The sequence below is a fragment of the Amycolatopsis sp. PS_44_ISF1 genome, from assembly GCF_032335455.1.
Classification (GTDB): domain Bacteria; phylum Actinomycetota; class Actinomycetes; order Mycobacteriales; family Pseudonocardiaceae; genus Amycolatopsis.
Genome location: NZ_JANUXO010000003.1, coordinates 268,465 through 295,365 on the forward strand (window position 1 = coordinate 268,465; position 26,901 = coordinate 295,365).

Here is a 26,901-nt window from a genome sequence, read left to right on the forward strand (position 1 = left end):
GCCCTGCTCACTGCGTGCGCTGCCCCTGGCCCGCCACCATCGGACACGTCACTACAACGAGCACTCGCAAAGCAGGCCGGCGTGGTCTCGGCACCACCGAAAGCGGCTGTATTCACGGCCCTGGACGTCGAGGTGCCCGACCGGAACGCGTTGAGTGAGCTGTTCCGTGTGATGAGTGGCGCCGTGGCGGGAGCCGAGGTGACTTTGGCTGTCGGCGCGTCTCTGTTCGACGAGCGTTTCGGGCTGCAGCGGCTGGTACCGCGGCGGCTGACCAAGATGCCGAGCTTCCCCAACGATGCTCTCGACTCGGCCCGCTGTGACGGAGATCTGTTGTTGCAGGTGTGCGCTGCCGACGCACGCTCAGTGGCGGAGGCAACTCGGCGGGTGCTGGAGGCCGGGGGTGCCCGGCTGCGGTCGAAATGGACGATCGACGGCTTCCGCGACGAGAATTTCCTGACCGCCGACGGCCGGCCCTCGACGAGAGATCTGTTCGGATTCCGCGAAGGAGCGGGCAACCCGGACGTACACGACCCGGATCTGATGGATCAGCTCGTCTGGGTCCAGGCGAACAGTGACGAACCCGCGTGGACGGCCGGGGGCACCTACCAAGTCGTGAGAATGATCCAGTTCGCGCCGGCCCTGTGGGACGCCGAGCCCCTCACCCGCCAGGAGGCGGTGATCGGACGGCGCAAGACCGACGGCTCACCACTGGGCCAGACCGGCGAGACAGCGGCGTTCGACTACGCCACCGACCAGTCCGGCCAGGCGATCGCACTGGACGCGCACATCCGACGAGCCAACCCGCGCACGGCGGAGACCGAGCGAAATCGCATCCTCCGCCGCGGCTACTCCTACCGAAAGGATGCCCGGGACGAGGGGCTGATCTTCGTCTGTTTCCAGCAAGACCTCGAACGCGGCTTCGCCACCGCTCAGAGACACCTGAACGGACAGGCTCTCGACAAGTACATCCTGCCATTCGGAGGCGGCTACTTCTTCGTGCTGCCCGGTACCGGCGATCTTCCCGACAGCTATCTGGGTAAGGCGCTTCTCGACGCTGCTCGCGCGTGAACTGAGCACTAAACCTGTCGGTTCCGCTTCGCCGTGGCCGGCGCCGCGGCGCATGTACTGAGCTTTGCTCAACCTTGCCGCCAGGTCATCGGCGAGGTCATGCTCAGCTTGCTGCGGCCTGGCCCGGCTCGCGGCCTGTACGTGCTGCCTGCCGGATGGCTGCTGGACTCGGCCGTCGGCGTCGTCGCGCAGGCCATGGCTGCTCACCGCACCCACCAACCGCAGCTGTGGCCGTGACCATCTGAACGTCAAGGGTTCCGATTACAGGCTTCACCGTTTCACTCGTCCTCGCCCGCACTCAGGTCTCGTCGACCGGCCTTCCCTCCCCGCACGAATCGGATCTCGCCGGCCGCGTCGGAGACCGTCGGCAGCTCGCCGCCGCGTCCGTGGTGATCGCGGTCATCGATGACAACGTCACCGCGCTACTGCTGGCCGACAGCCCCGGCCAGTGTCGAGGGCTGTCCGTCCTCAACGCGCCGCTCGACAGCACAGGCCGGACAGGGTGTGGCGTAGGCCGGGACGCGGTCGGCGTGGATTCTGGTGAAGCGCAGCAGTTCGCGGATGATCCCGGCGTTGCCCATCGCCCAGCCCGGCGCCGAAGGCGGGGAAGGCTTGGGCGTCTCCGGCGGGGCCGTTGCGCCAGCCGTGGCTGTAGCGCTTGATCAGGTCCGGTCGCTGTTGCGGGTCGGGGTGCGGGACGACGAAACCGCCTGGCCCGGTCTTGTTAAGGGCCACCACGTCAGCCCGACCAGTTCAGTCTTCGGTCGACCCGAGGACCGATTGATGGGCTGCGGTGACGCAGGGCGGGTCAGGTCGATGGCGGGCGCGTCCGGGCGGTTTTCTCGCCGGGTGCTCGCCGTTCTTCCACCAGGGGGCGAGAAGATCGCGGGGCAGCTCGGTCAGAGCCGGGCCTGCCTGGTCCGGTGTGCCTGTGCCGAAGGGTGGTTGAGGGGCGTGCTCGGCGCCGAGTTCGAGCAGGCGGGCGAAGTCGTCGCCGCAGAGGTGGGCCGCGAGTCGGAGCACACGTTGGTGACGTACCGGGCGCGGGTTCCCCGCTGCTGCAACGCCTGCATCGCGCGCGTCTCTGAGCAGGATGCCGGTGTCTCCGCCGGGCACGAGGATCACGGTCGGGGAGAGGGGTGGCTGGTCCAGGGTGATCGTGGGAACGAGGGCGGCGCCGCTGCTGCTCGGCACGGCCTGTTTGGCCCTGTCGTCACGGATGACGGTGAACAAGGTGCTACCGGTGACGTCGTGGGTGGCCGTGTGGTCCGCCCTTTTGGTGGTCTCAGCGGTCACCTTATAAATCCTTCCCTTGTCGCTTTCGGTCGCTTTCGGCAGTAGCGGCTTCGTCGTCGGCGTAGGCCAGTTGGAGACGACCGGTGAGCGGGTTGGTCAGCGTGCTGGCGTGGACGGCGAACACGCGCCGCAGCCGGTGCGGCGTGAACACCTCGGCCGGAGGGCCGAAGGCGACGACGCGTCCGTGTTCGAGCATGGCGACCTGGTCGCAGTAGGCAGCCGCGAGGTTGAGGTCGTGCAGGGTCACGAGGGTGGTGACGGACAGGGTGCGCACGAGCGCGAGCAACTGCAGCTGGTGGTGGATGTCGAGATGGTTCGTCGGCTCGTCGAGCACGAGGATCTGCGGCTGCTGGGCCAGCGCACGAGCGAGCTGCACGCGTTGGCGTTCACCGCCGGACAGGGTGCTGACGTCGCGGTCGGCGAACTCGGTGACGCCGGCGGCTGCCATGGCACGCCGCACGATCCGGCTGTCGTCGGCGGGATCGCCCATCAGGAGCCGGCCGTGCGGCAGCCGGCCGGTCGCCACGCAGTCGGCAACGGTGAGTTCGAGGTCGGCGGGGCTGTCCTGCACGAGGGCCGCGGTGACCCGGGCGGCCTGACGGGCGGGGATCGTCCACACGTCGTGGCCGTCGGCGACCACTCGTCCGGCGGCGGGCCGCAGCATCCGGTACACGGTGCGCAGCAGCGTCGATTTGCCGCTTCCGTTGGGGCCGACGAGCCCCACCATGTTCGACTGCGCGGAGAACGCGACCTGGTCGATGATGCGGCGGCCGGCGATGTCGACGCTGACGTCCTCGATGCTCAGCCGGGCGGCGTCGCGGTGGCCGGTCATGCGGCCCGCCCGGAGCGGCGGAGCAGCCACAGGAAGAACGGGGCGCCGATGACGGCGGTCAGGAACCCGACGGGTACCTCGCTGGGGGCCAGGATCAGCCGGGCGGCAGTGTCCACGACGACCAGCAGCAGTCCTCCGGCCAGCGCGGCGGCGGGCAGCACCCACCGGTGGCCGGAACCGATCACCAGGCGCACCGCATGCGGCACGACGAGCCCGACGAACCCGATCGAACCGCTGACTGCGACGACCACGCCCACGAGCAGCGAGGTGATGACGAACAGCACCAGCCGCACCCGTCCGACGTCGACGCCGAGGCTGGCGGCGGTCTCGTCGCCGGTCAGGAACGCGTCGAGAATCCGGGCGAGCAGGACGAGCACGAAGACGGCGGTCACGAGCACGAGGGCCGGCAGCCCGAGATCGGTCCATCGCGCGGCGGCGAGACTGCCGGCCAGCCACGACAGGACCTGCTGCACACCGCCTTGGGGTCCGCTGGAGCGCAGCACGAGGTAGCTGGTGATCGAGCTGAGCAGATAGGACATCGCCACCCCGGTCAGCACCAGCCGGCTGGGCGTCACGCGGCCGCCGCGTTGGGCGATCAGGAAGACGAGCAGCGTGGTCACCAGTGCGCCCACGAACGCCGCGACCGAGGTGGACACCGTTGCGGCGAGCCCGGTGACGAGCGTCAGCGCAGCGACCGCGGCGACGGATGCGCCGGAGGACACACCGAAGACGAACGGGTCCGCCAGCGGGTTGCGCACCAGGGCTTGCAGCACCGCTCCGGCGACCGAGAGCGCGGCACCGACCAGGAGCCCGAGCAGCGCGCGCGGCAGCCGGAACTCCCACACGATCTCATCGTCGAGCCCGTTCCCCGCGTGACCACCGCTCCACGGGGTGAGGTGGGCGGCCAGCACTGAGATCACGCGGACCGGGGAGATCGCCACGCTGCCGACCGCGACCGACAGCACGACGGCGGCGACGCAGGCGGTGAGCAGCACCCCGATCACGATGCGGGGGCGGCGGGCGGACGTACTGGTCATGAGGCCGGAACAGGAAGGTCGAGCCCGGGGTGGAGCGCATCGGCGATCTCGGTCAGACCGGCCATGACCGAGATCGAGGAGTCCGTCTGCTCGGTGGGCATTTCACTGATGCGACCGTTCTTCACCGCCGGGACATTCGGGAAGGTCTGCTCCAGGTACGCCTTCTCCTGCGCGAAGCTCTGCCCTGGGAACGTACCGACCAGGATCACGTCGGCGTCGCAGGCGGCGAAGGTCTCTTTGCTGATGTAGACAGCGTTGGGCGGGAAGACGTTCGTGCCGCCGGCGGTGGAGATCAAGCTGTCGTAGACGCCGCCTGCCAGCACGATCACCGGACCGGTGCCGCCGTTGAAGTACGCCGTCTTGACCGTCGGCTCACCCCTCACCGCGGCGACCACCTTCTGCTTGTCGGCATCGAGCCTCGCGACGACCTTCGCCGCTTGGCTGCGGACATTGAAGATGCGGCCGAAGTCCGTCAGCGTTTTCGCCGCGGTGTCGACGTTCCAGACCTTGACGTCCTGCGCGTCCTGCGCGTTGCAGATGTTCGCCCCGTAGACCGTCGCCCCGGTCTGCTCGATCTGCTGAACCGACGCATAACCCTGCGAGGTATCGAAGGCGAAACCCGCCAGCTCCTGTCCCGCCACGAAGTCGGGCCGCTCGCTGAGCAACACCTCCTTGGCGGGGAAGGACATCGAGCTGCCGATCGCATTCAAGCCCTTTGCCGCCTCCGCCACCGATGGAGGGTAGGGCGCATAGTTGTTCTGCACGCCGACGATGCGGTTCCGCAGGCCGAGAGCCAGCAGCATCTCGGTGACCGACTGCCAGAGGCTCACCACTCGCCGGGGTTCCGAACGTACGGTGATCGTCCGGCCGCAATTCTGCAGCGTCACCGGGTAACCGGAGGCGTCGCCGCTATCCGGCGAGGGGAAAGGTTGCGTTGGGTTCGTGCCCGAGCACGCTGAAGTGGCGATCAACAGCATCACAAAACCGAGCACCGATCGCCGAACCTTCGAACGCACAGCACTCCTCCGTAGCCGCCACCTGGTCTGGCGGCGATGGAAAGGAAGTCGGACCGGCAGCTACGGAAGTTCCAGAGCGCGGCGTGGTTCACGTCACAGCGCGGCACGTACAGGCTTGGACCGAAGCCCACCGCAACTACGCGACCGTCGGCTCACCCAGGGCAGAGGGTGAGGTGTTCGTCCAAGAGCGGGGCAGGTGGGAGGGAATCGGCCGTACCGGTCGCGTTGCCGGCCCCGCGAGTCCTCGGTCTCCCACCGTTCGATCGGATGATGGGCGCTGGATAGCTCGTCGGCCGCTGCGAACGCTGGATCTCGACGGTCTACGCGAGCGTCCAGGTGATCCCAGCGTACGAACGCTTACCCAGGGGACCAGGACGCTGTCACTCCTTTGGGTGGTCATCGGTCGTTCTGACTCAACTTCGGCCTGGGTGAACCGATCTCGGATAGGTCGAGCATCACGCAGCTGGATCGAAGACGAGGAGACGCGGTTGAGCCTGGCGGCACGGTGAAGCCGCTTCGACCTGGCTTGCGGCAAGTGGTGCCGGTGGTGCGCGGCCGTGGTGCGGAACTTCGAGAAGGGTCACCGGATCTGCCCGGTAAACCTGTCTGGTGCGCTGACGTCTTCCTCGCCTGGTCTTCCCGGCTTCTCTGGAAGGGCTCGATACCTCCGGGGGCGCTGTCGTCCACGGTGACCGCACGGCGGGCCGCCGCGGTCGCGGGTCCGGGTACCTGCCAGAGCGAACCCGCCGCCGGAAGACCGGTTTCGGACCTGGAGAGAGTGGACAGTGACAGAAACCGCCGAGCCCGCCGCCGGCCGCCGTCTGCTCGCGGCAGGTCCCGGTACCGCCTGGACCAGCGATGCGCTGACGGTGATCGCCCGGGAAATCGATGCCGTGCTGAACGGGCCCGGCGAACCCGGCCGGACGGTTCCGTTCGGGCGCAACGCACCCTGGCGGCGGCTGGGGATATTTCACGTACGGGCCGAGCGGCTGAGGGAGAACCTTGCGCTGACCTTCGGGGTGACGTTGCCGGCCACGGTGTTCTTTGATCATCCGACGCCCGAGGCTCTGGCCGAGTACCTGCGGGGTGAGGTGGCCGGCAGTCCGGCCGCCGCGCTGCCGCTGGAGCCCCGGGGTGCGGATCTCGACCGCGATCCCATCGCGATCATCGGTATGGGCTGCCGGTTTCCCGGCGGCGTGCGCACCCCGGACGAGCTGTGGGAGCTGGTGCTGCGCGGCGATGATGTCACCTCCGAGCTGCCCTCCGGGCGCGGCTGGGATTTCGACGCGGTCTACGACCCGGATCCCGCTCACCCGGGCACCACGTACTGCCGGCGGGGCGGATTCCTGGCCGACGCCGACCGGTTCGACGCCGGTTTCTTCAACATCGGCCCGCGTGAGGCCGCCGCGCTGGACCCCCAGCAGCGGCTGCTCCTGGAAACCGCCTGGGAAGCCGTGGAACGAGCCGGTCTCGACCCGCTTTCCCTGCGCGGCCGGGCGGTCGGGGTCTACACCGGCATCGCCTACTCGGACTACGGGCCGGACTGGTGCGAGGCGCCCGAGGGCTTCGCCGGGCACCTGCTCATGGGCAGCTTGACCAGCGCCGCCTCCGGACGGATCGCCTACACCCTCGGCGTGGAGGGGCCGGCGCTGACCGTGGACACCGCGTGCTCGTCCTCGCTGGTGACCCTGCACCTGGCCGCTCAGGCGCTCGCCCTGGGGGAGTGCGAGCTGGCCCTGGCCGGTGGTGCGACGGTCATGGCCACGCCGGGGGTGTTCCTCGAGTTCAGCCGCAAACGCGGGCTGGCCGCCGACGGCCGGTGCCGCTCGTTCTCGGCCGACGCGGCGGGCACCGGCTGGGCGGAGGGGGCGGGAATGCTGGTGCTGGAGCGGCTGAGCGCCGCCCGCCGCCACGGTCACCCGGTCCTCGCGGTGGTGCGCGGGGTCGCGGTCAACCAGGACGGAGCCAGCAACGGGCTGACCGCGCCGTGCGGGCACGCCCAGCAGAAGGTGATCCGGCAGGCCCTGGCCAACGCGCGGCTGACCGGCGGTGACGTCGACGCGGTCGAGGCCCACGGGACCGGCACCCGGCTGGGGGACCCGATCGAAGCGCAGGCGATCCTGGCCACCTACGGCCGGGACCGACCGGCCGGACGGCCCGTGTGGCTGGGCTCGCTGAAATCGAACATCGGTCACGCCCAGGCCGCCGCGGGGGTCGGGGGCGTCATCAAGATGGTGCACGCCCTGCGGGCGGGAATTCTGCCGCCGACGTTGCACGTGCGGGAACCGACCCCGCTGGTGGACTGGTCCGCCGGGGCGGTCCGGCTGCTCACCGGCACCACGCAGTGGCCCGAGACCGGCCGGCCCCGGCGCTGCGCGGTGTCCGCGTTCGGGGTGAGCGGCACGAACGCCCACGTCATCCTCGAGCAGGCCCCGCCGGTGAGCCTTCCGGACCGGCCGGAGGGGCCGCAGCCCGGAACGGGCCGCGAACCGGCCCCGTGGGTGGTGTCCGCGCCCACGGTCGCGGGGCTGCGCGCCCAGGCCGCGGCGCTGGCCGAGCACGTGGAGACCCGCTCCGGGCCGTCCCTGGCCGACGTCGGCCTGTCCCTGGCCCGGCGCGGCCGGTTCGAGCGGCGCGCCGTGCTGCTCGAAGGCGACCGGGGGCGGAGAGCGGCTCGGCTGCGCACGTTCGCCGAGGAGGGGCGGGCGCCCGGGATGATCACCGGTGAGGCCGTGGCTCCCGGCCGGCTGGCGCTGTTGTTCACCGGGCAGGGCAGTCAGCGCGCCGGGATGGGCCGGGAGCTGTACCCGGCGTTCCCGGCCTTCGCCGCCGCGCTGGACGAGGTGTGCGCGCACCTCGACCCGTGGCTGGACCGGCCGCTGCGTGAGGTGATGTTCGCCGGCGAATCCACCCCGGAGCACTCGCTCCTGCAGCAGACCCGCTACACCCAGCCGGCGTTGTTCGCCCTGGAGGTGGCGCTGCACCGGCTGGTCGAGTCCTGGGGCGTGCGCCCCGACGCGGTGGTCGGCCATTCGATCGGCGAGCTGAGCGCCGCCTACGTGGCCGGTGTGTGGTCCCTGCCCGACGCGTGCACGCTGGTCGCCGCCCGGGGCCGGTTGATGCAGCGGTGCCGGGCGGACGGCGCCATGCTCACCGTGTGGGCCGGTGAAGAACGGGTGCGGGAGCTGCTGGGTGATGATCCCCGGCCCGTGGACATCGCCGCCGCGAACGGTCCTTCGAACACGGTGATCGCCGGCGACACCGAGGTCCTCGGCGAGCTGGCCCGGCGCTGGCGAGAGCGAGGCGTGCGCACTCAGCGATTACGCGTCAGCCACGCGTTTCACTCCTCCCACATGGACGCCATGGCGAGGGAGTTCCGGCAGATCGCCGACACGCTCACCTATCGGCCTCCGCGGCTGCCGGTGGTGTCCACCGTGTCCGGCAAGGTCGCTCCCGCAGACCAGTACTGTTCCCCCGATTACTGGGTGCAGCAGGTTCGCAGCACGGTCCGGTTCTTCGACGGCGTGCGAAACCTCTACGACTTCGGCGCGCGCACGTTCGTGGAACTGGGTCCCGGCGCGGGGCTCACCGCCCTCGCCGGGTCCTGCTTGCCCGAGGACACCGACCTGGCTTTGCTGTCGCTCTTGCGGGCTGGGCAACCGGAGGACCGAGCCGCGCTCACCGCCGCGGCGCAGTTGCACGTGCGCGGGGTGGACGTCGATTTCACCGGCCTGTTCCCCGGTGCCCGGCAGGTGGATCTGCCCACGTACGCGTTCCAGCGCGACCGCTACTGGCTGGCTTCGTCTCGAACCGGCTCGGATCCGGCCCCGCTGGGAAGCTCCGCCCGCGACGCGGCCGCAGCTGCTGATCCCGGCTGGTTCTACCGGGTCGAATGGCGGCCTGTCACCATCGCGACCTCGCGGCTGCAGGGTCGCTGGCTGCTCGTGGCCCCCGCGGATCGAGCCAGCGCTGGGCTCGTGGCCGCGGTGACGCGGAGCCTGCGAAGCCGGGGAGCCGAGGTCGTGCCGGTCACGCTCGGCGCGGACGAGACCGATCGAGGCTCGATTCGTCACGCCCTGACCGAGGCCACCGAAGCGCTCCCGGCCCGGGGCGTTCTGTCCCTCCTCGCTCTCGATGAGCAACCCGATACCGCCGAGGCCGTGCCGACGGTCGGTCTGCATCAGACGTTCTCCCTGGCCCAGGCACTGAAGGAGATCGACCGGTCGATACCGCTGTGGTTGGTCACCCGGGCCGCGGCCGTGGGGGCGCGCAGTGGTGAGCGGATCAACGCCCTCCAGTCGATGGTGTGGGGCCTCGGCCAGGTGGCCGGCTTGGAACATCCGGGGGGCTGGGGCGGGCTGGTGGACCTGCCGGCGGACCCGGGCGCGATCTCGCTGGAGCGGTTGTGCTCGGTGCTGGCCGCCGGCGGCCCGGAGAACCAGGTCGCCCTTCGCGGCACCGACGTACTGGCGCGGCGGGTCCGCCGCGGTGTTCGGCCGGCCGCCGCGGCGGGGTGGGTCCCTCGTGGCACGGTGCTGATCACCGGTGGCACCGGCGCGCTCGGCGTGCACGTCGCCCGGTGGGCGGCCCGCTCCGGGGCCGGCCATCTGGTGCTGGCCAGCCGTCGCGGCCCGGCGGCGGCCGGTGCGCGCGAGCTGGCCCGCGAACTCGCCGCGGCCGGTGTGCAGGTCAGTGTCGTGTCCTGCGACCTGGCCGATCGCGCCGCGGTCGCCGCGCTCATCGAGAGCATCGACGGGCTCACCGCGGTGGTGCACGCGGCCGGTGTCGCCGGCGGGGTCGTCCCGCTGTCGGACACCGGGTGGGCCGAATGCGCCGAGGTGCTGCGAGGCAAGGCCGCAGGCGCGGCCCACCTCCACGAGCTGCTCGCCCACCGGCACCTCGACGCGTTCGTGCTGTTCTCGTCGATCGCCGGGATCTGGGGCAGTGGCGGACAGGCCGGGTACAGCGCGGCCAACGCCTACCTCGACGGTCTCGCCGAGCTGCGGCGGGCTCAGGGCCGGCCGGCGCTCTCCCTGGCCTGGGGGCCGTGGGCGGAAGGCGGTATGGCCGCGGACGCGGCTGTCCGTGATCGCCTCGCCCGCCGCGGCCTGAACGCCCTGCCGCCGGCGAAGGCGATCGACGCGATGGAACGGGTTTTGGGATCCGGTCAGGCCGGCGCGATCGTCACCGACGTGGACTGGACCGGGTTCCTGCCCGCCTTCACCGCCGGCGGGCCCACCCGGTTGTTCGCCGAGCTATCGGAAAGCGCCACGGACTCGAGGCCGGCGTCATCTCCGGCCGAACCGACCTTGCCGGACCGGCTGTCCGGTCTGTCCGGCGCGGATCGTGAGGCGGAGCTGCTGCGGTTCGTGCGCGTCGAGACGGCCGACATCCTGGGGCATTCCGGGGAGCAGGACATCGACGTCCACCGGCCGTTTCTCGACCTCGGGTTCGATTCCCTGGCCTCGGCGGAGTTGCGTCGGCGGTTGTCGGCATCGATCGGCCGGGAACTGCCCGCGCCGGTGGTGTTCGATCACCCGACGGCGACCGAGCTGGCCGCGTTCCTGCACACGATGCTCGGTGAGGTCACGGCCGGCGGCGACGGCACCGCGTGCCCGTCCGGCCACGAACCGCAGAGCCGATCCGGGATCAAGGCGTTGTTCCGCCGGGCCTGCGAGGGGAAGAACCTGGCTGACGGCCTGACCTTCCTCCAGGCGGCGGCCCGGCTGAGGCCGGTCACCCACGAGGTCGAGCAACTGGTTTCCGGCATCGAGCTGCTTCAGCAGTCCACCGGACCTCAACCCGCCGCCATCGTTTGCCTGCCGCCGTTCGTCGCGCCGTCCGGGCCGCACAACTACGCCCGCTTCGCGCACCACCTCGCCGGGCGTCGGGACACTTTCGCCTTGGGCCACCCGGGTTTCCGCGGTGACGTCTTGCCGGCGGATGCCGCCCTGCTGATCCGAGCCCAGGCCGACGTGCTGTGCCGGCGCTTCGCGGATCGCCGCATCGTGCTGACCGGGTACTCCTCGGGCGGCTGGTGCGCGCACGCGGTGGCGCAACGGCTGGAGGAACTGGGCCGTCCCGCCGATCTGGTCCTGCTCCTGGACTCACTCGCCGTCACGGGCGAAGCCTGGCAACGGATCGAAGCACCGCTGCGCACGATCGCGGTGAGCGATCAGGCACAAGCGCTGACGACCGACGATCAGCTCACCGCGATGGCCCACTACTTCCAGCTCTTCCACGGCTGGACCCCCGGGGCGATCGACACCCCGGTCCTGCTGGTGCGGGCGGAACGGCCGATGCCCGAGTGGGAAGGCGACGCGGTCTCCGAGCAGTACTGGCGTGCGGCCTGGGACTACCCGCACGAAACCCTCTACGTGCCCGGCGATCACTGGACGATCCTGAACGAGAACGCCGCGTCCACCGCACGCGTGGTGCACGACTGGCTGAGCGCCCATCTCGGCGAGCGACCAGACGCGGCCACCCCGACCGGCGGACCTGGACCGGGATGGGCACCAAGCCGGGGCGCGAGGGGACAGCGGTAGTGCGGATCCTCATCCTGACCATCGGCACGATGGGGGATGTGGCGCCGTATACCGGACTCGCGGTGCGGCTCCGGCAGGACGGGCACCACGTCGCCATCGCCACCCACGAACGACTGGCCGGGCCGGTGCGCGCCTGCGGCATCGAGTTCCGCCCGCTGAGCGGCGACCCCGAGGCGCTCCTGGCCTCGGAATCGAGCCGGAACTCGACCGGACGTTCCGGTTTCGCCCGGATGAGGCAGATGCGTCGGCTCAGCCGTTCCCTGATACCCGGCATCGCTCGCGACGCGCTGGCCGCCGCCGAACGAGGAACCGACCTGCTGCTCGTGGCCGCCCCGGTGACCCGGGTGGGGTACCTGGTGGGTGAGGCCCTGGGCGTGCCCAGCATGGGTGTGCTGCTGCTACCGGCTTCTCCCACCGGGGACTTTCCCCCGGTCATCAGCGGCTCTCGCTCGCTGGGACGATGGGGCAATCGCGTTGCCGGCCAGATCATGTCGGCCGTGGCCGACCGGGAGTACGAGCCCATCCTCCGGAGGCTGCGCTCGGAATTCGGTCTTCCCGTCACCGGTGCGAGGCCCGCCCTGCACCGTCGAGGCTGCGACTGGCCTCTGCGCTATGCCTTCAGCCCCATTGTCCTGCCCCGCCCCGGGGATTGGGATCCCGGCTGGGGACCGGTGGGTTTCCTGTGGCCGGCTCGCGCGGCCGGCTGGGAACCCGACGCTTCGCTGGCCGACTTCCTCGCGGCGGGACCACCCCCGATCGGGGTGAGTTTCGGCAGCGCGTTCTTCACCGACCGAGAACGTCTGGCCGAGACCGTGCTCACCGCGGTGCGGGCGGCCGGAGCACGAGCCGTCATCCAGAGCGGCTGGCAAGGACTGCAAGCCTGCGACAATGACGACGTGCTGACCGTCGGGGAGGTGCCGCACGACTGGCTGTTCCCCCGGCTGTCCACTGTGGTCCACGCCTCCGGTGTCGGCACAGCGGCGGCGAGCCTGCGCGCGGGAGTGCCGTCCGTCGCGGTTCCGGTCCGGCTCGACCAGCCGTTCTGGGCCGGCCGCCTGGCCACCCTCGGCGTCAGCCCACCGCCGATCTCGGCCCGCCACCTGACCGCACCCCGGCTGACGACGGCACTGCGCCAAGCGGCCGAACACCGTCAGCGAGCCACAGAACTGGCCGGGCACCTCGCCGACGAAGACGGAGCCGGACACCTCGCCCGGACCATCGCCCGCCTCTGACAGGGGGCGAACCCGTGCGTGGCCGGCAGCACCGCGGTGAACTAGGGCGGGATGGCCAAGCAGGTCACCTCCGCGAAGCCCGCGGTCGGCCTGGCGCGGTGGCTCGCAGAATTGTCAAGGTCGCTACCGCCTAACTTCGAGGGTTGCTGCACGCATGTAGCTTGGCCGAGGGGCCGAGTGGCCAAAAGATAAAATGCTCCGCGTGTCGAAAGATGGACTTCGGCAATGGAAGAGGTCGCAGCTGGAAGCGGATGGGCACTGCTAGGATGATGTATGTCTGATTGCGCTGACACCCGAGTTGGTTCTTTTGACGGCAAAATTGCTTCCTTAGAAAAATATGGCGCCAAATGGGGTTATATTTTTCTTAAAGTAAAGCAAGTGAAAAAAGAGTCTCCGTGGATCGAGATGGAGTTCTTCCGAGGATCTCTCGATGATGAGCTTCCTTGGCGCTACAGTGACCGGATTGATCCAGATGACTACGATACACTTGCGGAGCTCGATGGTGGAGTTATCGATTGGTGGGGTGTTGATTTCACTATACGATGGCTTCAAGGAGACGATAAAAAAAAGTTCGAGATGCAATCGGTAATTCATCGGCATCCTATTATTCGAAAATGCCAAATGGCGGAAAAGGTATAGTTCCGGAAGGAAATGGCCGATGTGACAGGTAAATATTTAGATTCTCTAGCGTCGCCATGCCCGCGACGCCATCAACAATATCGCCCGCAGCGAATCACGCGGCTGCTAGAACGACACTGTCGTCCGCTATGGCTTCACTGGCAACGGCAAGTCCGCGGATCGGCCAGCACCGGCGGCCCTATGAGCACACCGGCGCCCTCGCCCTGGTGCAGATGGGCATCCGGCCCTACAGCCCGCTACTCGGTCGTTTCCTCTCTGTCGACCCCGAAGAAGGCGGCTCCGCCAATGACTACGACTATGTCGCCGGCGACCCCATCAATACTCTCGACCTCGATGGTCACGGGTGGTTCAGTTCATTGGTCAGTGTCGTGACCAAGGTCGCCAAGGTGGTCTCCTGGGTTCTTGGTCCGATCGGAGCGATCGCAAGCGGGGTTGTTGCGGTGGGCAACGCGGTTCAGGGCAACTGGGGTCGCGCAGCGATGTTCGCGGCCGGGACTCTCGCTATGGGAGCGGCCAAGTGCATAGGCGTGGCGATGACAGCGGTCAAGTACGTCAGCAGGGTGGTGAAAGCGAATTCCCGAACTGCTGCGCGATTCGACAGCAGGGTTGGCAAGGTGCGAGTGGCCATGCGGCCAGCGTTCGCCAAGAAGAAGCTTTCGTCGAACCGGTAAATACGAACAAACTTCGCAACGGCGACGCTGGGATGGCATTCAGCTGGTAGCGTGTTGACGCCGTAACGTGAGGAGTGTCGGGTGTCAGTCGTCCGGTGGATCCAGGGAGGAAAGCAGTGGGTGAGGGAGAGGGTTCGCTTACCGAGCAGGCCATCGACCTTCGATATGAGGGCCGTGACGATGAAGCTGTTGCGCTGCTGAGGAAGGCCGTCGACCTGGGTGAACCGGATGCCCTTCCGGAACTTGCTTATGCGCTGCTGAACTCGCGAGATCCTGCGGAAGCTGTGCGGGTTGTCGAGAAGGCCGTCAAGCGGGGTAGGACGGATCTTTACAGTCTGCTGGCTTCCCTCGCCTCAGAGGTCGGTGACGCGAGGAAATCGGAGCGTGCCTATCGCGCTGCCATCGAGTCGGGCGACGCTTCCGCCCTGAACGATTACGGGATCTTTCTTCGCGGGCAGGAGCGGTACCGCGAGTCGATCGAAATCCTTCGCCGAGCGTGCGAACTTGGAGATGTACTGGCCCCAGGAAACCTGGTCGCGACGTATGCCAACGAGCTGGGCGATCTGTCCACGGCTATCGAAATTGGTGAGCGTTACGTCGATCCCGGACGGCCTTCTGTGTACCCGGCATTGGCTGCCGCCTACGCCAAAGCCGGTCGGCTTGAACAGGCGGACGATTTGTTCCGGCAGGGGATCGAAGTCGGATCTCCGAAGTCGCACCAGGCTTATGCCTGGTTTCTCTGGACTGGCCGGAATGATCCGGTGGCGGCGGAACGGCAGTTCTGGCTCGCGTTCGACGCCGACGAACCAAACTGGAGCTTGGGGCTCGGCGAGTTGCTGATCGAACTCGGTCGGCGGGAAGAAGCTCGTGCGGTCTTGGAGCGAGGCGCTGAATGGGGCGACCTGGACGCCCGCGCATTGCTAAATGAGAATGGACTCTGACCAGTCGAAGTATTTTGCCCTGACACTTCCTGGTTGTTCCGGCGACGGATACCATCACGATGGGCCGACCTTCCTGGACGGCGGCAGGCCGTTGCCATTGTCGACGACTCTAATGTCAGCCGATGGTCAACCGGCTGTTCTCGATTGATGACGCTGGAATATACTTCTGGCGGCTGATTGAGGTTGCGCGCGTCTGCTTATGACCTGAAGCGTGATGTTTAATATGGCCGCGCTGTCTCCGTCCGGGTCCGAATGTGGAGTGACCGGCCGAGTCGCCAAGACTGCTTCGCTGGTCACCGCTCACAGCCGCTTCGAGGCTCAGGGAGAGCGGGAAAAATTAGCCGGACGATGCTCAAACCTGGAGCACTACACCATTCCGCTGTGGTGCGCCCGGGCTGCCGGGGCCGGGCGGGCTCGCCGTGATCAGCCAGTACCCTGTTCCGGGTGGGGAGTATCGCCTGATGGTGAGGGCACGGTCGAACGCAGATCGCGGAGTGCGGTCTCGCGGGCCTGGTCGGCGGGGCAGGGTAGGTCGGGCTGGACGCCGAGCTGTTCCCAGTTGGTGCCGGTGATGGCGTTGACCGATCTGGCGACGGGCAGGTGCAGTTCCAGGACGTCGGTGAGCCGGAATGCCTCGACCGGATGTGCGCCGCCGCCGGTGGTCTCGCCGACGGTTGTGGCTCGTCCTAGAGCTTGCAGGTTGTAGGCCAGTTCTTCGCAGCCGGAGAAGGTGGCGTGGCTGGTGAGCACTCGGATCGGGCCGTTGATCCGGGTGGCGGCGGGGGTGGTCCAGAACTGCCGTGGCGGGCCGGAGAGCTCCTCGACGTCCTGGAGGTGCACGGGCACGTTGCCGAGCAGGTGCCCGCAGATCAGCGCGACGGTTTCCGGGGTGCCGCCGCGGCCCTCGCGCAGGTCGAGTACGAGCGCGGTGGCCGAGGACAGGAGGGTGAAGGCCGCTCGGACGTACGGTTCGGCGAGGTGAACCGGTGACAGTGAGGGTGCGATCTGCAGTAAGCCGATTCCGTCGGCAAGCAGTTCGACTCGGCGGAGGCCGCCCGCTTTGCGTGGTGCTTCGGCTGCGTGACGCGCTTCGTGCTCGGCGCCGGCGAAATTCGGTGCTGCGCCGTCGGGTCGGTACCGGATTCGTAGGTGACGGTCGTTGCTGGCCCGGTGGAGGCGCCGGGTCAGAACCGTGGCCGTCGTCTCCGGGTCGAGGCCGGTGAGCTCGGCCTCGCCGGCGGAGAGGTGGGAGACGATGGAGGGAGCGCGGTCTTGGAGGATGTACCGAGCGCTCACCAGTTCTTGCACACGGCCGATCAGGTGTGCAGCGTCGTTTTCGGTCATGGCCGTAGCCAAGCAAATCGCTTGACCAAGCGACAACTGTCCTTGACGCTTGATGGATGACGCGCTCATCCCGGTACGAGGTCATCGACGCCACGAGCCCGGCGCAGGCGCGGGCCTTCGCCCACCCGACCCGGCACCGGCTCCTGCGGGGCCTCGGCGAGGACGGGGCCACCATCAGCCAGCTCGCCCACCGGCTCGGCCTCAACAAGGGCAACGTCGCCCACCACCTCGGTGTGCTGGTGCAGGCCGGGCTGGTCCGCAAAGGTCTCACCCGGACCGTCCGCGGTGGTACCGAGCAGTACTTCGTCAAAACGGCCCGCAGGTACAAGTTCAGCGCGGGCGAGAACGGAGAAGCGACGAAGGCGATGCTCGCGACGGTGGCGGAAGAGATCCCCGTCGACGAAGAGCACCTGCTGGCGCACCGCGTCGTCCGGCTCACCGCCGAGCAGGCCCGGGCGCTGCGGGACCACCTGGAAAGCGTGGTGCACAACCTGGTTCCGGCTCATCCCGGAGAGACGGAGCACGGTGTGCTGGTCGGTGTCTACCGCCGCTCCTGATCCGAAACCGGAGCGAGTCACCCGGTGGCCGTTGCCCGATCGGACGCGGCCGGTCGGGCGCGTCGCTAGCCGGGCTGCGGGCCGTGCTGGTGAGCTGAGCCCGTTCGAGCGGCGGCTGCCCGCAGCCTCGACTTGCTCAGCGCTACCGGACACGGGGGACCGACAACCGTGGCTCCCGAGAGGCCACTGCGGTGCCGTTCGCCGCGCCCGGCGACGCCGATCGAGGTGCGGGCAGCCTTCGTGCGCGGCCCACCGATGCCTGGTGCCGTCAGAACTTCAATGATCGCACCGTGTAGTTACCGGCCAGGTTGCCGCTGTTGCCGGCCGTGGTGCTGCCGATCTTGGTGTTGTAGTTCTGCTCGGTGTAGTAGGTAACCTTCTTCGTGGTGCGGTTGCTGATCGACTTCGGGTTGACCAGCCCCCAGCTGCAGATTTCGTTGGCCTTGGGGTTGTTCTGGGAGTACTGACAGCGCTTTCCCGTGCCGTTGGATCCCTGGTAGAAGCACACGTAACCGGCGGTGCACTCGTAGGCCGCCGGTGCGGCGGGAGCCACGGCGGCGTGCGCCATCACCGGCGTGATCGCCACCCCGGCGCAGGTCAGTGCCGCCACCGCGGTGGCCCGCCCGGACTTGATGATTGCCGATACGACCATGGTTTCTCCTCGTGTTCGGATGGTGCCGGGTATCGCGCCGCCGGGAAGCCCCCGCCGGTCAGCTGCTGAACTTCGTCTCGGTCCAGTACGCGGTTCCCGAGACGCAGGCCCGCAGCCCGACCGCTTGCCCGTCTCCGCCCTGGTTGTGCAGGCAGAGACCGGTCGACACATTGGTGAAGCGCTTCTTCGTCCCGGAGGACGTCCGCCAGTCGGTCGCGTTGACCGTGCAGGAGGTGGTGAACACCGACGATTGGCCGCCGGCCAAGCACAGGCCGGTCCTCTTGTTCTTGAACTTCCCGGGGGCGTAGTTGTCCCACTTCTGGTAGTTGTTCCCGTCCTGGCAGTTGTGGGTGTACACGTCGCCCTGGGTGTTGGAGTCCAGGCAGCGGGCGAAGTTGTCCGCGAACCTGATCCAGTACAGCGATTCGGCCTGCGGTGCCGCGGTGGCGACCGCCGGCGCCGCGGTGAACGCCACCGCCGTGGCCGCGACTGATGCCGCGAGCTGAAGCAGCGTCCTGTTGAACGTCGACACCGGAGTCCTCCTGAGTGATCGATGTGCCTCGACCGGGCCGGAACACGCGGCTCCGGGGGGAAGAGGCAGGGGATGAAATCCGCCGGGTGCGGTCGGGATCAACGATGCCGATGAGCCCCGCGGCCGGGCAACGCTTCGGTGTCCTGGGATGGTCTGACAGACCCTGACCAGGCGATATCCAGGGGCGTGGGATGGCTGTCATACTGGCCTGCGACACCGAAGGCCGGGGGAGGAATGGGTGGGGGTGCCGGAGGATAGGGGTCCGCTTGCGCGCCATCTCACGGCGCTCAAGCAGCGCAGCGGGCTGAGTTACGCGGAGTGGGGCCGGGCTTCGCACGTCAGCGGTTCGACCCTGCACCGGTACTGCTCGGGGGCGACGGTTCCGCCGGATTACCGGACCGTGGTCGCGGTCGCCACGGCGTGTTCGGCGGGTGACGGGGAACTGGTCGAGCTGCTGGCGCAGTGGAAGGCGGCGTCCGGGCAGGCCGTGGGGCCGGACCTGGTGGCCCCGGTTGTTCCGGAGGCCGCGCCCCCGGCGTCGCGCTCGCGGCGGCTGCTTCGTCCGGGCACGCTTTCGGCGGTGTCCGCCGGCTTGGTCCTGGTGCTCGTGCTCGCGCTGGTGACGGCCAGCGGCACGGAGATCGGGACCGTGCCCGCCCGGCAGCAGATCACGGGCCCGGCGTGGCAGCGCGAACAGCCGCTGGCGCCGTCGTTGTTCGGGGTGACGGTGTCCTCGGCGAGTGGGGTGATGCCGTCGTTCCAGGTGGGCAGCCTGCGGTTCTGGGACAGCCGCACGCGGTGGGCGAACCTGCAGCCGCGGCGCGACACCTACGACTGGCACGTTCTCGACCGGCTCGCCGACGGTGCGCGGAAATCCGGGCTGCCCTCGACGCTCGTCCTCGGGGGCACACCGGAATGGGCCGCGCCCGAGGGCCGGAAAGCTCCCTACGCCGACGGTTCCCGCAGCGCGCCACCCGGCGACCTGGCCGGGTGGGAGCAGTTCGTCCGCGCGCTGGCGACCCGGTACCGGGGCCGCATCGACGCCTACGAGGTGTGGGCCCACGCCAACGACCAGCGCTACTTCTCCGGTTCGATCGAGACCCTGGTCGAGATGACCCGGCTGGCCGCCCGCGCGATCAAGGCCGCCGACCCGGAGGCGGTCGTGGTGTGCCCGTCGATCGCCCGGCTGTGGACCGACGAGGGCCGCGCCGTGCTGCGCCGGTTCGCCGGGTTGCGCGGGTACGACCACTGCGACGTCGCGGGCATCAACCTGTCCCAGCAGACGGCGGCCGACCCGCCGGAGACCATGCTCGGCCGCCTGCAGCAGATCGACGGGGCCTTCCACGACGTGGGTGTCCACCCGCGCTTGTGGAACACCGGCGTCACCTACGAATACGTGCGCGACGAGCGGCTGGACGAGCGACGAGCGATCGACTACGCCACGCGGTTCTACCTGGTGGCGATCTACGGTTCCGGCTTCGGCCTGGAACGAGCCTATTTCTACAACTGGGGCAGTGGCAGCCTGCCCATCGCGCTGCAGGCCGTGGGCGGTGCGCCCACCCGGGCCGCGCTCGCGGTGCAGGAACTGCAACGGTGGCTGACCCGCACCAGCACCCGGTCCTGCGGTCACGGGCTCGCCCTCGACCTGCCGGCCGCCGTGTGGCAGTGCGAGTTCACCGCCGACGACGGACGACTGCTCACCATCCGCTGGACCGACGAGGGCACCGCGATGACCCCGGCCCCGGCGCACACCCGGGAACTCCGCGAACTCGACGGCACCGGTCGTCCGCTCCACGCCGGCGACACCGTCACCGTCTCCGGAACACCGGTCCTCATCGTCGGGCAGCCGGGAAGCTGAAGCCGCAGGAGGTGCCGGCCGGCGTGGCGCGGGAGCGCGCCGCCGGGGAGGTGGCCGCCCGGTAGCCGAGGACCGCGGTGCTGGGCCGGGCCGGGCACAACTGTGCGCCATTTCGGGCAAGCCCGGGCTCCGGAGTCCGGCCGCGCGCTTATCCTGTCGGTCGCATCAGGAGAGGTCTCCGGATCCGATCATGGGGGATGGTGGGTTTGAGCAATCCGCTGGTTGCGCCGGTGAAGGATTCGACGACGGCGGCGTCGGGGGTGCCGTTGCTGGAGGATGCGACGGGGTTGAAGTCGGCGATCGAGAGCAAGAATTGGGCGGCGGTCGCGATTGGTGCGGTTGGTACTGCGCTGGATGTGCTGACTGCGGTGCTGGACCCGTTCGGGGCGATTTTCGCGGCGGGGGTGGGCTGGCTGATGGAGCACGTCGGTCCGTTGAAGGAGGCGTTGGACGCGCTGACCGGTAATGCGGATGAGATCGAGGCGCACGCTGAGACCTGGGCCAATGTGGCGAAGGAGCTCGAGGGTGTGGCCGCGGAGTTGTCCGATGTGGTGAAGAAGGATCTGCAGAGCTGGTCGGGTGACGCGGCGGATGCGTATCGGGCGCAGGCTGATGATGTGTCGAAGTTGATTTCCAGTGCGCAGAAGGGGTGTGAGGGTGCGGGCAGTGGGGTGAAGACGGCGGGGGAGATCGTGGCGGCGGTGCGGTCGCTGGTGCGGGACACGATCGCGGATTTGGTGGGGCATCTGATTTCGTGGGCGTTGCAGGTGGTGTTCACGCTGGGGATCGGGATGGCGTGGGTGGTGCCGCAGGTGGTGACGGCGGTGGCGAAGACGGCGTCGAAGATCACCAGTGTCACGACCAAGCTGGTGAAGGCGATGAAGGCGTTGATGCCGCTGCTGAAGAAGGCCGGCTCGCTGTTCGAGGACGCCGGGAAGGCGTTGAAGGGCCTCAAGGGCGGCAAGGTCAAGGCCCCGGAAAAGCCCAAGGACATCAAGAGCGGTTCCCCCGACCCCAAGCCGCACCCCAAGGACGAGGGCACCGAGACCGCCGGGGACAAGGGCGGCGGCAGCGGCCCGGGCGGCCCGAACCAGGACACCCACGCTTCCGGCGCCGGCGGCAAGAACGAGAACGACCACAACGGCGGCGGCTCGAACGGCGATCATCACCAGGACGGCGATCACACCTCCACCAGCGGCTCGGAGACCGGCGGCCCCGGCGGAAAGGGGCCCACCGACCCGAAGCGGACGGCGGAGGACCCGGACAACCGCCCGTGCCTCACCGACCCGGTCGACCTCTCCAGCGGTGAGGTCATCTTCGAGGCCATCGACCTCGACCTGCCGGAGCTGCTGGTGGAGCGGGTGCACCTGTCCTCCTACCGGTCCGGGCACTGGTTCGGCCCGTCCTGGGCCTCGACCCTGGACCAGCGGCTGGAAGCCGACGCGGATGGCGTCCGCTACTTCGGCCCCAACGGCGTGATCCTGGTTTACCCGCGCCCGGCGGTGGGCGCGCCGGTGCTGCCGGTCGAGGGCGCGCGGTGGCCGCTGGCCCAGCACGAGGACGGCAGCTTCACCATCGGCCAGGCATCGCTCGGCCGCACGCTGCGGTTCGCCGGACCGGTGCTGCTGCTGCGGGAGATCGACGACGCCGACGGTTCGCAGACCCGGCTGTCCTACGCCGCGAACGGGGCACCGACCCGGCTGGCGCATTCCAGCGGGCTCCAGGTCGGGTTCCGCACCGACGCCGGCCGGGTGACCGAGCTGCGGATGATCGGCGACGGTGAATCCTCCGACGTGGTGGTGCGCAGCTACCGCTACAACGCCGAAGGCCGGCTCGCCGAGGTGGTCAACTCCTCCGGTAAGCCGCTGCGGTTCGACTACGACCGGCAGGGCCGGCTGACCGGCTGGCAGGACCGCAACGGGGTTTGGTACCGCTACGTCTACGACGCCGAGGGCCGGTGCGTGCGCACGGTGGGCGACCGGGGTTTCTTCGACGGGGCGTTCGAGTACGACCGCGAGGCGCGGATCACCCGCTTCACCGACTCCCTCGGGCACGTCTCGGAGTACGAGTGCAACCCGGAGGGCAAGGTCGTTCGCGAGACCGACCCGCTGGGCCACGTGACTCGGTCGACGTGGGAGCGCTACGGCAAGCTGCTGGCCCGCACCGACCCGCTCGGGCAGACGACCTCGTTCGCCTACGACGAGCGGGGCGTGCTCGAATCCGTGACGCGCCCCGACGGTTCGGTCCTGCGCGTCGCCGAGGACGCCGGTGGTCTGACCATCGAGGCCGACGCGGAAGACGGCACGGTGCTTTCCCGCTTCTACCCGGGCGACGAGGCCCCGGACCCGTTCACCGAGACGCTCGGCATCGCCCGGGCGCTGACTTCCGCGCAGGCCGCGTGGACCCGCGGGCCCGAGGCGCCGGCGCCGGCGGACCGGGACGTGTTCGGGCGGCCCCGGTCGGTGCTCAACCGGTCCCAGCGCGACGTCGTGCTCGGCTGGACCGTGGACGGGAGCGAGCGGTTGCGGGTGCGGCCCTCGGGGGTCCGCGAGACCCGCCGCTACGACGCGGAGGGCAACGAGGTCGAGCACGTCAACGGCGCGGGGCTGGCCGAACGGACCGAATACGGCCCGTTCGACCTGGTCACCGCGACGATCGACCCGTCCGGGGCCAGGACGAGCCACACCTACGACACCGAACTGCGGCCGGTCACGGTCACCAACCCGCTCGGGCAGAGCTGGACCTACCGCTACGACCCGGCGGGGCGGCTGGTCGAGGAGACGGACTTCGACGGCCGCACGCTGCGCTTCGGCTACGACGCGGCGGGCCGGCTCGCCTGGTCGGCCGACGGGGCGGGTGAGCGGACCGAATACGGCTACGACGGGCTCGGCAACGTGGTCGAGCGCCGGTGCCCGGCCGGCACGACCCGGTTCGCCTACGACGCGGTCGGCCGGATGACCGGCGCGGGGGAGGCGGACGTCGAGCTTCGCGTCACCTACGACGGCGAGGGCAACGTCCTCAGCGAGTCCGTGGACGGCCGGACCCTGACCTGCACCCACTCCGACGACGGTACGGTGCGGTGGCGGACACCGTCCGGAGTGGACAGTGTGTGGACCTTCGACGGGAACGGGCGCCCGGCGTCGCTCGTCATCGCCGGGCACACCGTGCGCTTCGAGCACGACGCGGGCGGCCGGGAGATCTCCCGCACCGTCGATGCCGGTTTCGCGCTCACGCAGTCCTTCGACGCCGACGACAACCTGGTCGGCCAGTCCGTGCAAGCCGCGGGGGCGCCGCCGCGGCGCCGCCGGTTCAGCTACCGGCCGGACGGGCTGCTCACCGGGATCGACGACGACGTGACCGGCCCGACCCGGCTCGTGCTCGACGCCGCCGGCCGGGTGGCCGAGGTGCACGGCACGACCGGCCGCGAAACCTACCGGTACGACCCGGCCGGGAACGTGCTGGAGACCCGCGAACCCGGCCACGGGCCGAGCGCGGGGGTGCGCCGGTACGAGAAGAACCGGCTGGTGTCCGCGGGGGCCGTCTCGTTCGAGCACGACGTCTGCGGCCGGGTGGTCACCCGCAGCGAGGGCGGCCGGGTCTGGAAGTACCTGTGGGACGGGCAGGACCGGTTGCTCGCGGTCGTGACCCCCGAGGGCGAGCACTGGCGATACCGGTACGACCCGATCGGCCGCCGGATCGGCAAGCAGCGCGTCGTCACCTCGGCCACCGGCGCCCGCGTGGCCGCCGAGTCCTACGAATTCACCTGGAGCGGTGCGCTGCTGGTGGAGCAGGTCTACGTGGACCCGTCGCAGACCCGGCACGTCACCGTCTGGGCGCACCACCCCGACGACGACCGCCCGGTCGTCCAGGTCGAGCGCTCGGCGACGCTGGACGAGCGGTTCTTCGCGATCGTCACCGATCTGATCGGCCGGCCGACCGACCTGGTCGACGCGGCGGGATCGCCGGTGTGGCACGGGAATGCCGGGCTGTGGGGCGGGGAGACCGGTGCGGCCGCCACCCCGCTGCGGTTCCCCGGGCAGTACGCCGACGCCGAATCGGGGCTGCACTACAACCTCTACCGCTACTACGACCCGTCGACCGGCCGGTACCTCAGCCAGGACCCGCTCGGGCTGGGTCCCGCGCCCAACCCGGCCGCCTACGTCGGCAACCCGCTGGCCGACCGGGACCTGCTCGGCCTGGCCTGCGGGAAGAAGGGGGCCGGCGGCAAGGCCAAGACGAAGGACCGGCCGGGGGGCGGCACCAGCGCGGGCAACATCCCCCGCAAGATCCTCGACTGGTTCCGCAAGCCGTTCAAGAAGAAGAACCCGGACCAGCCGCCGCCCCACACGGACCCGAACCCGCCGCCCCCGCCGAAGTCCGGCAACCAGTACTCCAAGGAGCGGCCGATGCGGGACAACTACGAGCACGAGACGGACCCGGCGAGGGAACCCTTCCCCGGCCAGTCGGTGAAGCGCCTGAACGACCAGCAGCGGGAGGAGCACCGCGTCTACCTCGACAGCTCCGGGAAGATGCGCAACGCCAAGGACGGCACCCTCTTCGACACCAGCAACGCCACCGACATTCACCACGAGTCGGGAGACGGCCGGGCGATCTTCACGATGGACCGCCACGGCAACATCTACGCCTCCAACTACCAGGGAGCCGGCGATTTCCACCACTCGACACTGGCCAACGGCCAGCCCGTCTCGGCCGCGGGCGAGCTGACGGTGAAGAACGGCACCGTGACGCACGTCAACAACAACAGCGGGCACTACCAGCCGCAGCTGGACCAGTCGCAGAACATCTACGACGAGTTCAAGAGCCACGGCATCGACCCGCCCAACTTCGGCTTCGGCGGACACCAGCTCAACGGCCCAGGGGGGATCCTTCGATGACCATCGAGCACCGCGGCGAGCTGGACGCGCTCGTCTACCCGCTGTTCAGCGCGCCCGGCCTCGACCGGGACGAGGCCGCGTCCCTGGTGCGGGCGATGACCCGCGGGGAGTACTTCCCGCACAGCATGGCGGCGTATTCCACGGCCATCGAGCAGGCGCTGGCGCAGCCGGACCCGGTGACCGCGGCCTTGGGACCGCCCTACACCGAGACCCAGGTCCGGGATTTCCTGCGTCTCCTGCACGAGGAACTGGAGAAGGTCAAGCCCTGGCCCGACGCCCCTGGCTGATGCGCGCCGCGTTCGCCGGCGACGCCGCGGGGGCCGCACTGCCGACCGCTGCGACGACTCCGTCGGAGGACGGGTCACCCGCGTGCGGGTGGTGGAGGACGACCGGGCGACCGGTCACCAGTGCAGTTCGCCCAGTGCCCTGGTCAGCTCGGTGGAGAGGGCCCCGTCGGCGGTGGTCATCAGGTGGCCGACGCCGGGCAGGACCACGCGGTGGCCGTGCCGGCTGATGGCGGCGGTGAGCTGGTCGGTGGCGGAGCAGGGCACCTGGGGGTCCAGCGCGCCGCAGGTCAGCAGGACGGGCCGGGGCGGCAGCCGCCGGGCGACGTGCGGCGGGGAGACCGCGTCATCGGTCAGCACGAACCGCCGGTTGGGTCCGGCCAGGGCCTGCCACAGCGTGGCGATCGGCGCCGGCATGGCCGAGGTGTCGACCGGACGGCCGCCGCGCAGGTCCGCCACGGCGACGTCGATCGCCCGGTCGAGGGCTTCGGCCTCCGGCGGGGCGAGCTGCCCGGACCCGACGAGCTGCGCGGTCTGGTCGTGCAGCTGCCCGGCCACCACGTCCAGGAACCGCAACGCCTGGGGCTGCAGCAGGACGAGGGCCGCGGCCCGGCGATGGGGCGGGGCCTGCGCGGCCAGCACCAAGGCGGTCATGGCTCCTTCGCTGTGCCCGATCAGCGCCACCCGGCCCGGTGCCACTTCGGCCCGGTGCCGCAGGTGGTCCCGGGCCGCGGCGGCTTGCCGGACGAAGGCCGGGTAGTCGAGCTCCTGCGGGCGTCCCGCCCACACCCCCCAGCCCGTGCGGCCGGTGCCGTACTTGTCGAACCGCAGGGTCACGACCCGGTCGTGGTCCAGCGCCCCGGCCAGAGCGCGGAGGGTGCCGGGCGTGAGCCCGGGCGGCTGGTTGCCGTCACGATCGGTGGGGCCGCTGCCCGGCAGCAGCAGGGCGGCGGGCAGGCGCTCGCCGGGGTGCCGCGCCGGTACGTGGAGCGTGCCGTAGGTGGTGGTGCCCTCCACGACGAACGACACCTGCTCGTCGTGCGCGGGCAGCCAGTTCGCTTCGTGTCCAGGCTTGGCCGCCGCCGGGCCCGCGACCGTGACGGTGGCGGCGGAGATCGCCGCGAGCAGGAACGCTAACCGGCCGATCACCGGCCCGTCGCCCGCTCGACCAGGGCCACGGCCGCGCGCGGGTCGTCCACTTCGATCACCAAGCGGGTGAACCGCTCGTCGCCGGTGAGTTCCACGACCACCGCCTTCTGCGCGTCGTGGACCGCCCAGAACACCTTCTCCCCGTCCTGGCGGAAGGTGCCCGCCGTGATCACCCCCGGCAGGTGCGTGCCCGGAGCCCGGATCCCCTTGGGCTCGTCCAGGATGCCGGGGTCCACCGTGGCGCCCCGCACGTGCGCCAGCGGAATGGTCAGCTTGCTCTTCAGGGTCCAGAACTTGTCCAGGCCCACCAGGTCCACGACCAGGTCCTGGCCCTGCACGCTGAGTACTGCCAC

General features: G+C 69.7%; 20 protein-coding genes. 11 read left to right on the top strand and 9 right to left on the bottom strand.

Annotated features, from left to right (window positions below; all coding sequences use genetic code 11):
• The first annotated feature begins 81 nt into the window (after nucleotides 1-81).
• Nucleotides 82-1,068, top strand: a complete 987-nt coding sequence (locus tag NYF13_RS27595; protein WP_315660687.1) for a Dyp-type peroxidase — start codon at nucleotides 82-84, stop codon at nucleotides 1,066-1,068.
• Nucleotides 1,069-1,101: 33 nt separating this feature from the next.
• Entirely contained in the window at nucleotides 1,102-1,305 is a 204-nt protein-coding gene (locus NYF13_RS27600; RefSeq protein WP_315660688.1) for a hypothetical protein, read from the top strand.
• Between the two features lie 516 nt (nucleotides 1,306-1,821).
• Here the strand turns inward: NYF13_RS27600 and NYF13_RS27605 are convergent.
• From NYF13_RS27605 to NYF13_RS27620, 4 genes are read right to left on the bottom strand one after another with little or no spacing between them, the layout of a single operon-like run.
• Nucleotides 1,822-2,364 (bottom strand): hypothetical protein, encoded by a 543-nt coding sequence (locus NYF13_RS27605; RefSeq protein ID WP_315660689.1) that lies wholly within the window; start codon nucleotides 2,362-2,364, stop codon nucleotides 1,822-1,824.
• 1 nt (nucleotide 2,365) lies between these two features.
• Nucleotides 2,366-3,196, bottom strand: a complete 831-nt coding sequence (locus tag NYF13_RS27610; protein WP_315660690.1) for an ABC transporter ATP-binding protein — start codon at nucleotides 3,194-3,196, stop codon at nucleotides 2,366-2,368.
• Entirely contained in the window at nucleotides 3,193-4,233 is a 1,041-nt protein-coding gene (locus NYF13_RS27615; protein ID WP_315660691.1) for an iron ABC transporter permease, read from the bottom strand. Before NYF13_RS27615 ends, NYF13_RS27610 begins: the two co-directional genes overlap by 4 nt.
• A complete protein-coding gene (locus NYF13_RS27620; RefSeq protein ID WP_315660692.1) occupies nucleotides 4,230-5,249 on the bottom strand; it encodes an ABC transporter substrate-binding protein in 1,020 nt (339 codons plus the stop codon). Before NYF13_RS27620 ends, NYF13_RS27615 begins: the two co-directional genes overlap by 4 nt.
• A gap of 785 nt (nucleotides 5,250-6,034) precedes the next feature.
• On the opposite strand from NYF13_RS27620, the gene NYF13_RS27625 reads away from it, so the two are divergent.
• The 5 genes from NYF13_RS27625 to NYF13_RS27645 all read left to right on the top strand — a co-directional run bounded on the left by NYF13_RS27625 (nucleotide 6,035) and on the right by NYF13_RS27645 (nucleotide 15,277).
• The gene (locus NYF13_RS27625) at nucleotides 6,035-11,794 is read left to right on the top strand and encodes a type I polyketide synthase (protein ID WP_315660693.1); all 5,760 of its coding nucleotides are present in this window, start codon (nucleotides 6,035-6,037) and stop codon (nucleotides 11,792-11,794) included.
• Complete coding sequence (locus tag NYF13_RS27630; protein WP_315660694.1) at nucleotides 11,794-13,026, top strand: glycosyltransferase; 1,233 nt, start codon at nucleotides 11,794-11,796, stop codon at nucleotides 13,024-13,026. Before NYF13_RS27625 ends, NYF13_RS27630 begins: the two co-directional genes overlap by 1 nt.
• Nucleotides 13,027-13,299: 273 nt before the next feature.
• On the top strand, nucleotides 13,300-13,665 hold the full coding sequence (locus tag NYF13_RS27635; RefSeq protein ID WP_315660695.1) for a hypothetical protein: 366 nt from the start codon (nucleotides 13,300-13,302) through the stop codon (nucleotides 13,663-13,665).
• 128 nt (nucleotides 13,666-13,793) lie between these two features.
• The gene (locus tag NYF13_RS27640; protein ID WP_315660696.1) at nucleotides 13,794-14,336 is read left to right on the top strand and encodes an RHS repeat-associated core domain-containing protein; all 543 of its coding nucleotides are present in this window, start codon (nucleotides 13,794-13,796) and stop codon (nucleotides 14,334-14,336) included.
• A gap of 116 nt (nucleotides 14,337-14,452) precedes the next feature.
• On the top strand, nucleotides 14,453-15,277 hold the full coding sequence (locus NYF13_RS27645; RefSeq protein ID WP_315660697.1) for a tetratricopeptide repeat protein: 825 nt from the start codon (nucleotides 14,453-14,455) through the stop codon (nucleotides 15,275-15,277).
• 423 nt (nucleotides 15,278-15,700) lie between these two features.
• Here the strand turns inward: NYF13_RS27645 and NYF13_RS27650 are convergent, their stop codons facing one another.
• The gene (locus NYF13_RS27650) at nucleotides 15,701-16,621 is read right to left on the bottom strand and encodes a S41 family peptidase (protein WP_315660698.1); all 921 of its coding nucleotides are present in this window, start codon (nucleotides 16,619-16,621) and stop codon (nucleotides 15,701-15,703) included.
• Between the two features lie 56 nt (nucleotides 16,622-16,677).
• Here NYF13_RS27650 and NYF13_RS27655 point away from each other — a divergent pair, with 56 nt between their 5' ends.
• Complete coding sequence (locus tag NYF13_RS27655; protein ID WP_315660699.1) at nucleotides 16,678-17,178, top strand: winged helix-turn-helix domain-containing protein; 501 nt, start codon at nucleotides 16,678-16,680, stop codon at nucleotides 17,176-17,178.
• 268 nt (nucleotides 17,179-17,446) lie between these two features.
• On the opposite strand, the gene NYF13_RS27660 is transcribed toward NYF13_RS27655, so the two are convergent.
• Together NYF13_RS27660 and NYF13_RS27665 are read right to left on the bottom strand one after the other, a co-directional pair.
• On the bottom strand, nucleotides 17,447-17,830 hold the full coding sequence (locus tag NYF13_RS27660; RefSeq protein ID WP_315660700.1) for a peptidase inhibitor family I36 protein: 384 nt from the start codon (nucleotides 17,828-17,830) through the stop codon (nucleotides 17,447-17,449).
• 58 nt (nucleotides 17,831-17,888) lie between these two features.
• On the bottom strand, nucleotides 17,889-18,362 hold the full coding sequence (locus tag NYF13_RS27665) for a hypothetical protein (protein ID WP_315660701.1): 474 nt from the start codon (nucleotides 18,360-18,362) through the stop codon (nucleotides 17,889-17,891).
• A 244-nt stretch (nucleotides 18,363-18,606) separates the two neighbouring features.
• On the opposite strand from NYF13_RS27665, the gene NYF13_RS27670 reads away from it, so the two are divergent.
• The 3 genes from NYF13_RS27670 to NYF13_RS27680 all read left to right on the top strand — a co-directional run bounded on the left by NYF13_RS27670 (nucleotide 18,607) and on the right by NYF13_RS27680 (nucleotide 25,402).
• Nucleotides 18,607-20,220 (top strand): helix-turn-helix domain-containing protein, encoded by a 1,614-nt coding sequence (locus NYF13_RS27670; RefSeq protein ID WP_315660702.1) that lies wholly within the window; start codon nucleotides 18,607-18,609, stop codon nucleotides 20,218-20,220.
• A 206-nt stretch (nucleotides 20,221-20,426) separates the two neighbouring features.
• Nucleotides 20,427-25,115 (top strand): RHS repeat-associated core domain-containing protein, encoded by a 4,689-nt coding sequence (locus NYF13_RS27675; protein WP_315660703.1) that lies wholly within the window; start codon nucleotides 20,427-20,429, stop codon nucleotides 25,113-25,115.
• Entirely contained in the window at nucleotides 25,112-25,402 is a 291-nt protein-coding gene (locus tag NYF13_RS27680; protein WP_315660704.1) for a hypothetical protein, read from the top strand. The genes NYF13_RS27675 and NYF13_RS27680 overlap by 4 nt, the downstream gene beginning before the upstream one ends.
• Nucleotides 25,403-25,516: 114 nt before the next feature.
• Here NYF13_RS27680 and NYF13_RS27685 read toward each other — a convergent pair whose 3' ends face one another.
• Nucleotides 25,517-26,548 carry an alpha/beta hydrolase gene (locus tag NYF13_RS27685; protein WP_315660705.1) on the bottom strand — a complete coding sequence of 344 codons (1,032 nt, stop codon included), beginning with the start codon at nucleotides 26,546-26,548 and terminating at the stop codon, nucleotides 25,517-25,519.
• Nucleotides 26,545-26,901 (bottom strand): hypothetical protein, encoded by a 357-nt coding sequence (locus NYF13_RS27690; RefSeq protein WP_315660706.1) that lies wholly within the window; start codon nucleotides 26,899-26,901, stop codon nucleotides 26,545-26,547. The genes NYF13_RS27685 and NYF13_RS27690 overlap by 4 nt, the downstream gene beginning before the upstream one ends.

Bases quoted from the DNA above. Each gene is read 5' to 3' on its own strand.
- NYF13_RS27610 (WP_315660690.1), bottom strand. From the start codon at position 3,196: ATGACCGGCCACCGCGACGCCGCCCGGCTGAGCATCGAGGACGTCAGC.
- NYF13_RS27615 (WP_315660691.1), bottom strand. From the start codon at position 4,233: ATGACCAGTACGTCCGCCCGCCGCCCCCGCATCGTGATCGGGGTGCTG.
- NYF13_RS27635 (WP_315660695.1), top strand. From the start codon at position 13,300: ATGTCTGATTGCGCTGACACCCGAGTTGGTTCTTTTGACGGCAAAATT.
- NYF13_RS27640 (WP_315660696.1), top strand. From the start codon at position 13,794: ATGGCTTCACTGGCAACGGCAAGTCCGCGGATCGGCCAGCACCGGCGG.
- NYF13_RS27650 (WP_315660698.1), bottom strand. From the start codon at position 16,621: ATGACCGAAAACGACGCTGCACACCTGATCGGCCGTGTGCAAGAACTG.
- NYF13_RS27655 (WP_315660699.1), top strand. From the start codon at position 16,678: ATGACGCGCTCATCCCGGTACGAGGTCATCGACGCCACGAGCCCGGCG.
- NYF13_RS27660 (WP_315660700.1), bottom strand. From the start codon at position 17,830: ATGGTCGTATCGGCAATCATCAAGTCCGGGCGGGCCACCGCGGTGGCG.
- NYF13_RS27680 (WP_315660704.1), top strand. From the start codon at position 25,112: ATGACCATCGAGCACCGCGGCGAGCTGGACGCGCTCGTCTACCCGCTG.